Source organism: Bradyrhizobium sp., assembly GCF_036009065.1.
In the GTDB taxonomy this organism is placed as follows: domain Bacteria; phylum Pseudomonadota; class Alphaproteobacteria; order Rhizobiales; family Xanthobacteraceae; genus Bradyrhizobium.
This window is the reverse complement of record NZ_DASYMN010000385.1, coordinates 1-6171: the sequence shown is the minus strand read 5'-3', so window position 1 is coordinate 6171 and position 6171 is coordinate 1. Positions and strand designations below refer to the sequence as shown.

Here is a 6171-nt window from a genome sequence, read left to right as displayed (position 1 = left end):
ATAGGCTTCGATGACGCGCTGATCGCGGAAGACCTGGTCCGTCGGGCCTTCGCTTACGACGGCACCATGATGCAAGACGACCGCGCGCTGCGCCAAGGCAGCCACCACACGCATCAGATGCTCGATGACGATGATCGTGATGCCCCGGGCTGCAATCGATTGAACCATGCTAATGGCCTCGTCGATCTCCGATGAGTTCAGACCGGCATTGACTTCGTCGAGCATAAGAATGCGCGGGTTCATTGCCAGACTCTTGGCGAGCTCCAGCCGCTTGCGATTTGCCAATGCCAGTTCCGAAGCCGGCATGTCCTTGAGGTGCACAAGTTTGGTGAATTCCAGACTCTCGATTGCCTTTTCACGAGCCTGCCGCATGCGGTAATGCCCGGCGTAGATCGCGCCAGCCATCACATTCTCCAGCACCGTCATTCTCGCGAACGGCTGCACGATCTGGAAGGTGCGGGCGATTCCACTTTGTGCGATTCTGTGCGGCTTGCTGCGCGTGATGCTCTTGCCTTCAAAGATAACGTCGCCGCCGGTGACCGGAAGGAAACCTGAGATCAGGTTGACAAGGGTGGTTTTTCCGGCCCCGTTGGGACCGATCAAGCCGACAATTTCACCTTCATAAAACTTCAAGCTCACATCGTCGACGGCACGAATGCCCCCGAACACGCGCGAGACTGTCTTCAGCTCCAGAATGGGAGCGTGCGATGCACTCATGATGCCAGCCTCGCCATTTCACGTGCAGCCGAGGAGGCTTGCCGAGAAGTGCTCAGCCGCCTGAATACCGTCCTCCACGAGATCCCCAACACCCCGCCGGGAAGGAAGTAAATCACGGCGACGATGATGAGTCCGAGAATGCCGCTGTGCCAGTTGATGAAGTAGGCCCAGACACATTCCTTCAGGACGACGTAGAAGACGCCGCCAATGAGTGGCCCGAAGATCGTGCCCATGCCGCCAAGCATCACCATCACAGGGATTTCAATGGTCATAATCAGATTGAACGCGTCCTTTGGTTCAATGAAGGCGACCATCGACGCATAAATTCCGCCTGCCGCGGCGCCAAGCGCGCCGGACAGCACAAAGGCGCTGACCTTGTATTTGAAGACGTCGATGCCGACCATCGACGCCGCCTGTTCGTTCTGACGGATACAGCGGAGCCCAAAGCCGAACCGCGTACGATCTACCACCACTGTGATGAGGAAAGCGATGAAGGCAAGACCCAGCATCGAGCAGAAGAAAAACCGGCCGATTGAATCCGGATTGCCGGCCTGGATCGGAATGTTCATGCCGATGGCGCCGCCCGTCAGCGTATCCCAATTATTGGCGATCTCGCGAAGCACTTCTACGCTCGCGATCGTGCCGACGGCGAAATAGTGGCCCTTCAATCGAAGCAGCGGCAGGCCCAGCACAAGAGCGACAACTGCGCCGACGCCGGCCGCCACCACCCATGCGGCATAGATCGGCAGTCCCTGCACTTGCGCGATGCCGTCGGCGTAAGCACCGACCCCGAAGAACGAGATCATGCAAAGCGACGGATATCCCATGTAGCCGCCAACCAGATTCCAGGCCCAACACAGCACACACAGCATTGCGAGTGTCGTCCCGACCTGGAGATAGTAGTTGTCTAGAACGACGGAGAACGACGCTCCAACCGCGAACAGCAGTATCCCAAGGAGCAGCTTAACAACTATGGCCCGATCGAAAATCATTCGTAACCCTTCTTGCCTGCAAGGCCGGTCGGAAACAGCACAATCACCGCCATCATCATGATGAAGCCGACACAAGTCGCCCATTGTTGTCCAAGCGTCAGCGTACCGATACCTTCGACAATTCCGAGCACCAGGCCGCCGATGATGGCACCCGGCACGCTGCCCAGACCACCGAGCACGCAAATGACAAATGCTTTGCCGAGAAACAGACCCGACATCATTGGCGTGACGGGATAGATGAGCGCCATTGCGCAACCCGCAGCACCCGCCATCAACGCGCCGATGCCGAAGGTCAGCGCGTATATATGAGGAATCCGGATCCCCATCAGCGCTGCGGCGTGCCGATCCATACGCACCGCGATAATGGCGCGGCCGGTCTTGGAATGACGCAGCAGCCAGTACAGCAGCAAGGTGAGAACGCCTGCGACAAGCATGCCGCCAACGCGGACCATGGGGATCCGTATGCCGGCAACCTCCAGCATGCCGTAGTCGGTAACCAGCGAGCGTGGCGTGGCGCTGAAAACGTGGAGCATGAGATTGTTTACGATCAGATCAAGTCCGAAAGTGAGTGTCAGCGTTATCAGGATCGGCTGCGTAATGACGCTATTCAGAAGTCCCCGCTGCATGACATAGCCGAACATAAACAACGCCACGCAAACTGCAGGGGCGACCGCATATAAGGGCAGCCCCAGATCCTGAACGCCGTACAGACAGAAGTATGCGCCAAGCACCACCATGGAGCCGTGCATCATGTTGATAACGTTCAATACGCCCCACACCAGGGAGAAGCCCACCGCAAGGCAAGCATACAGCCCCCCAATCAGCAGCCCGTTTACAACGTATTGTGCCAACATGATGCCCGCCTCAGGTGATGACCGCGTATTACTTCCTGGGAACGCCGATTTGCAGATCGCCCTGCTTGAGTTTTTCAGGCACGAGAACCAGCAGCTTGCCGTCCTGAATCTGCATGACCAGCGCGGCATTTACGTCGTTCTGGCCAGACGCCCCATAGTGGATGGGCCCGTAGAACGTATCGAAGGTCTTCTCATGAAGGACCTTGCGGACCGCATCGGCCGAGGTCGACTTCGCTTCCTCGATCGCCATCACCAGTGTCTGGCACGCGGCAGTCGCCGCAGCTTCGAGGTAAGTGGCATCCCGCTTGTACCGCTCCTTGAACGTGTCGTTATACTTTAGGGACGAGCCGAACAGGAACGCATCTTCGTAATTGGCGTTCTGATGCCACCAGGAGTTCGTAGTGACGTTATCAGCGAGGAGCTTCACGTTGTCCTTGAATTCCGGAAAGGCCGGCGCTGCGGTCATGGTCAGTATCTTGACCGCGATTCCGAGATCCGCCATCTGACGACGGACTAGGATTAGGTCCTGCGTATAGCCGGTCGCGTAGATCCAGTCCGGGTTGATCGATTTGATCTGCGTCAGCACGTTAGAGAAATCAGTGGTGTCTGGCGAATAGCTTGCATTGAAAACGACATCGTAGCCCTGCGTTTTGGCGCTTTCGACCAATTCGCCGGCGAGCGCTTTCGGGAAAAGGCTATTGAGAGAAAGAATGGCGAGGCGCTTCGCAGCGGGCACGTTCTTCTTATAATAGGCGACCTCGGCCTCGGTGATCATGCTGTTGGGGAACAGCACGCCGAACAGATTCTGAAAATTCTGATCGAACACGGTCTTGGTTGCGGCCGCGGCAGCGACCATCGGTACGCCGTAGCGCTCGGCGACAACGGCCGTGGCCTTGGTGTCGCCAGAGCCATACGGCGACAGCAGGAACGGCACCTTGTCGACGTTGATCAGCCGCTGAACGATCTGAACCGCGCGGTTGGTCTCGCTCTGGTAATCGTATTCGACGAGCTCGAGCTTGAGCCTCTTGCCCTCGACGTTGACGCCGCCCTTGGCATTCACGGCGGAAACGCAGACGTCGTAGCCCTGCTTCGATTTGTTGCCGGCATCCGCCAATGGTCCGGTTAACGCCAGCGGCGCGCCGAAGCGGATGGTTTCCTGCGCGAGCGCCGGCGTTACCGCCATTGCCGCGAATGAGATTGCCGCGATAGTCGAACTTATTATCTTCACGCTGTTCCCCTTTAAAAACCTGTGAGCCAATCGAGCGGTGGCCTCCCCGTCTATCGTGGTGATACCGCCTTCGGCGAATTGGTGCCTGATGCGTCGTCGGTATGCTGTTGGAGCCGCACAGCTGCATGCTGGACGGCATCGACGATTCCTGCGTAGCCGGTGCAACGGCAGATGTTGCCGGCTAGCGCGTCCCGCAGAATTCCTTCTGCCGGATTGCCGTAGCGGGCGATGATGTCGCGCGCCGTGATCAGCATGCCCGGCGTGCAATAGCCGCACTGCAGGCCATGGCATTGATGAAAGCTGTCGCGAAGCTGCGCGATCGCGGGATCGTCGCGCAGCCCCTCGAGGGTCCATATCTCGCTGCCATCCATCGCCATGGCGAGCGCGATGCAGGAGCGCGCGATCTTGCCATTGATGACGATCGTGCAGCCGCCGCAGACGCCGTGCTCGCAACCGAGATGAATCGACCGAGCATCGGCCTGGTCGCGCAGAAAATCAGCCAGCGTCGTCCGCGGATCGACCGTGGTCTTCAACCTCTCGCCATTGATGGTTAGTTCGATGGCTTGCATCAGACGCCCTCGGGTTCGATGGCTTCGACGCCGAAGCTCATCTGCACTGACCGCAGCAGGCATGTGCGCGATTGCCAAATCAGGACGTCGGACAGTTCGCGCCCGCTTGCACTGAGGTCGGCGTCCATCGCATCCATTAGTACTTTCGCCTGCACTGCCTGCCAGTCCCGCATATCCCCAATCACTTGCTCGGTGTGCGGCAGCCGAATGGGCGCACCGTCGGTAGCACCAAGGAACGCGCGCGATGCCTCCGGCGCACGGATCACCATGGCCATGGCATGGGCGAATTCTCCGGTCTTGCGGCAGATCTTGTAGGTGCCCCACTTCGCGTCCGGGTCGAGGCGCGGAATCCGGATCCCGGTGAGCAGATCGGACCCGCCGAGTTGCGTGGTGTACGCGGCGATAATGAACTCTTCGGCGAGAGAGCTGCCGAGCCCGTCGGGCCCTTGCCATTCAATCGTGGCCCCCAGCGCCGCGGTGGTCGTCACCCAGTCGGCCGACGGATCGGCGAGCGCCAGGCTGCCGCCGATGGTGCCGCGGTTGCGGACGGCCTGATAGGCAATGGCTGCAGCCACTTTCGGCATCAGGCCATTGGAGGGATCGGCGATCTCGCCGAGCTGAATCTGTTCGTGCGTGATGCACGCGCCGATCCGGACTTCCTTGCTGTCGGCCGACCAAGTCTTCAAAGCTGGCACCGCGCTGATATCGACCAGTCGCTCCGCCGCCACCATTCGCAGGTTCAGCATCGGCACCAGCGACTGGCCGCCCGCCAGCACCTTCGCATCCATGCCGCCTTCGACCAGCAGATCGACCGCCTGCGGCACCGAGTCGGCGCGGAAATATGTAAGGGCACCAGGCTTCATGCCCCCACCTTTCCTGCGTCGGCGTCGATTAGTGCGCGGATGATACGATCCGGCGTCATCGGCGTTTCGTTGACCGAGGCGCCGAGCCGCCGTAGCGCGTCGTTGACGGCATTGCAGATCGACGCCGGCGGCGGAATGGCGCCGCCTTCGCCCATGCCCTTGATGCCGTAACGCGTGATCGGCGACGGCAGCGAAAAGTGCTCGATTTTCGTCGGCGGCATTTCCGAAGCGCCGGGTACCAGGTAGTCCATGAAGGTGGATGCCAGCGGCTGCCCGTCGGAATTGTACGGCATCTCCTCGTACAGCGCAGTTCCGATGCCTTGCGCGAGCCCGCCCATCATCTGGCCGTCCACGATCATGGGATTAACGATGGTGCCGCAATCGTGGGCAATAACGTAGTCGAGAATTTTGACGAGGCCGGTTCCCTTGTCGACGGCGACGAGCGCTGCGTGGGTGCCGTAGGACCAGGCGCCACTGTCCTTCGACGTCCGGTACGAGGCAACCACCGACAGACCGGGATCGACGCCGTCCGGGAGGCGCTCGGGCCGCAGGAAGGCGGCCACCGCGACTTCGGTCAGTGAGATCTTGGCGCCGCCAGGTGCATTGACGACGACAAAGCCGCCTTCGAGCCGAACGCCATCGATCGACACCTGCAGCAGATGCGCGCCGATCTTGCTAATCTTTTCGGCCAGCAAGGCGCTCGCGCACCCAACCGCTCCGCCGGACATCACCATCGAACGCGACGCGAACGTACCCATGCCGTAGGGCGCGAGGCTGGTATCGCCGTGGCGCACCACGACATGCGCTGGATCGATACCGAGTTCTTCACTGGCGACCTGGGCGAGCGTCGTCTCCAACCCCTGGCCGTGATTCTGGATCGGCACGTCGATGATGAGCATGCCGTCAGGCGTCATCTGCAATGCCGCCTGTTCGTAGCCGAACACCACA

General features: G+C 60.1%; 7 protein-coding genes. All 7 read right to left on the bottom strand.

Features of this window, described 5'->3' with window-relative positions; translation table 11 throughout:
* Positions 1–717 (bottom strand): ABC transporter ATP-binding protein (locus VGP39_RS23690; protein ID WP_327570531.1); only part of this gene is annotated, 717 nt, incomplete at its 3' end.
* Positions 714–1709 (bottom strand): branched-chain amino acid ABC transporter permease, encoded by a 996-nt coding sequence (locus VGP39_RS23685; protein ID WP_327570530.1) that lies wholly within the window; start codon positions 1707–1709, stop codon positions 714–716. The genes VGP39_RS23690 and VGP39_RS23685, both read right to left, overlap by 4 nt.
* Positions 1706–2563, bottom strand: a complete 858-nt coding sequence (locus VGP39_RS23680) for a branched-chain amino acid ABC transporter permease (protein WP_327570529.1) — start codon at positions 2561–2563, stop codon at positions 1706–1708. Before VGP39_RS23680 ends, VGP39_RS23685 begins: the two co-directional genes overlap by 4 nt.
* 28 nt (positions 2564–2591) lie before the next feature.
* Positions 2592–3791, bottom strand: coding sequence for an amino acid ABC transporter substrate-binding protein (locus VGP39_RS23675; RefSeq protein ID WP_327570528.1), 1200 nt, complete (start codon positions 3789–3791; stop codon positions 2592–2594).
* Positions 3792–3841: 50 nt separating this feature from the next.
* Positions 3842–4360, bottom strand: a complete 519-nt coding sequence (locus tag VGP39_RS23670; protein ID WP_327570527.1) for a (2Fe-2S)-binding protein — start codon at positions 4358–4360, stop codon at positions 3842–3844.
* Positions 4360–5223 carry an FAD binding domain-containing protein gene (locus VGP39_RS23665; RefSeq protein ID WP_327570526.1) on the bottom strand — a complete coding sequence of 288 codons (864 nt, stop codon included), beginning with the start codon at positions 5221–5223 and terminating at the stop codon, positions 4360–4362. Before VGP39_RS23665 ends, VGP39_RS23670 begins: the two co-directional genes overlap by 1 nt.
* A partial coding sequence (locus VGP39_RS23660; protein ID WP_327570525.1) for a xanthine dehydrogenase family protein molybdopterin-binding subunit occupies positions 5220–6171 on the bottom strand: 952 nt, incomplete at its 5' end. The genes VGP39_RS23660 and VGP39_RS23665, both read right to left, overlap by 4 nt.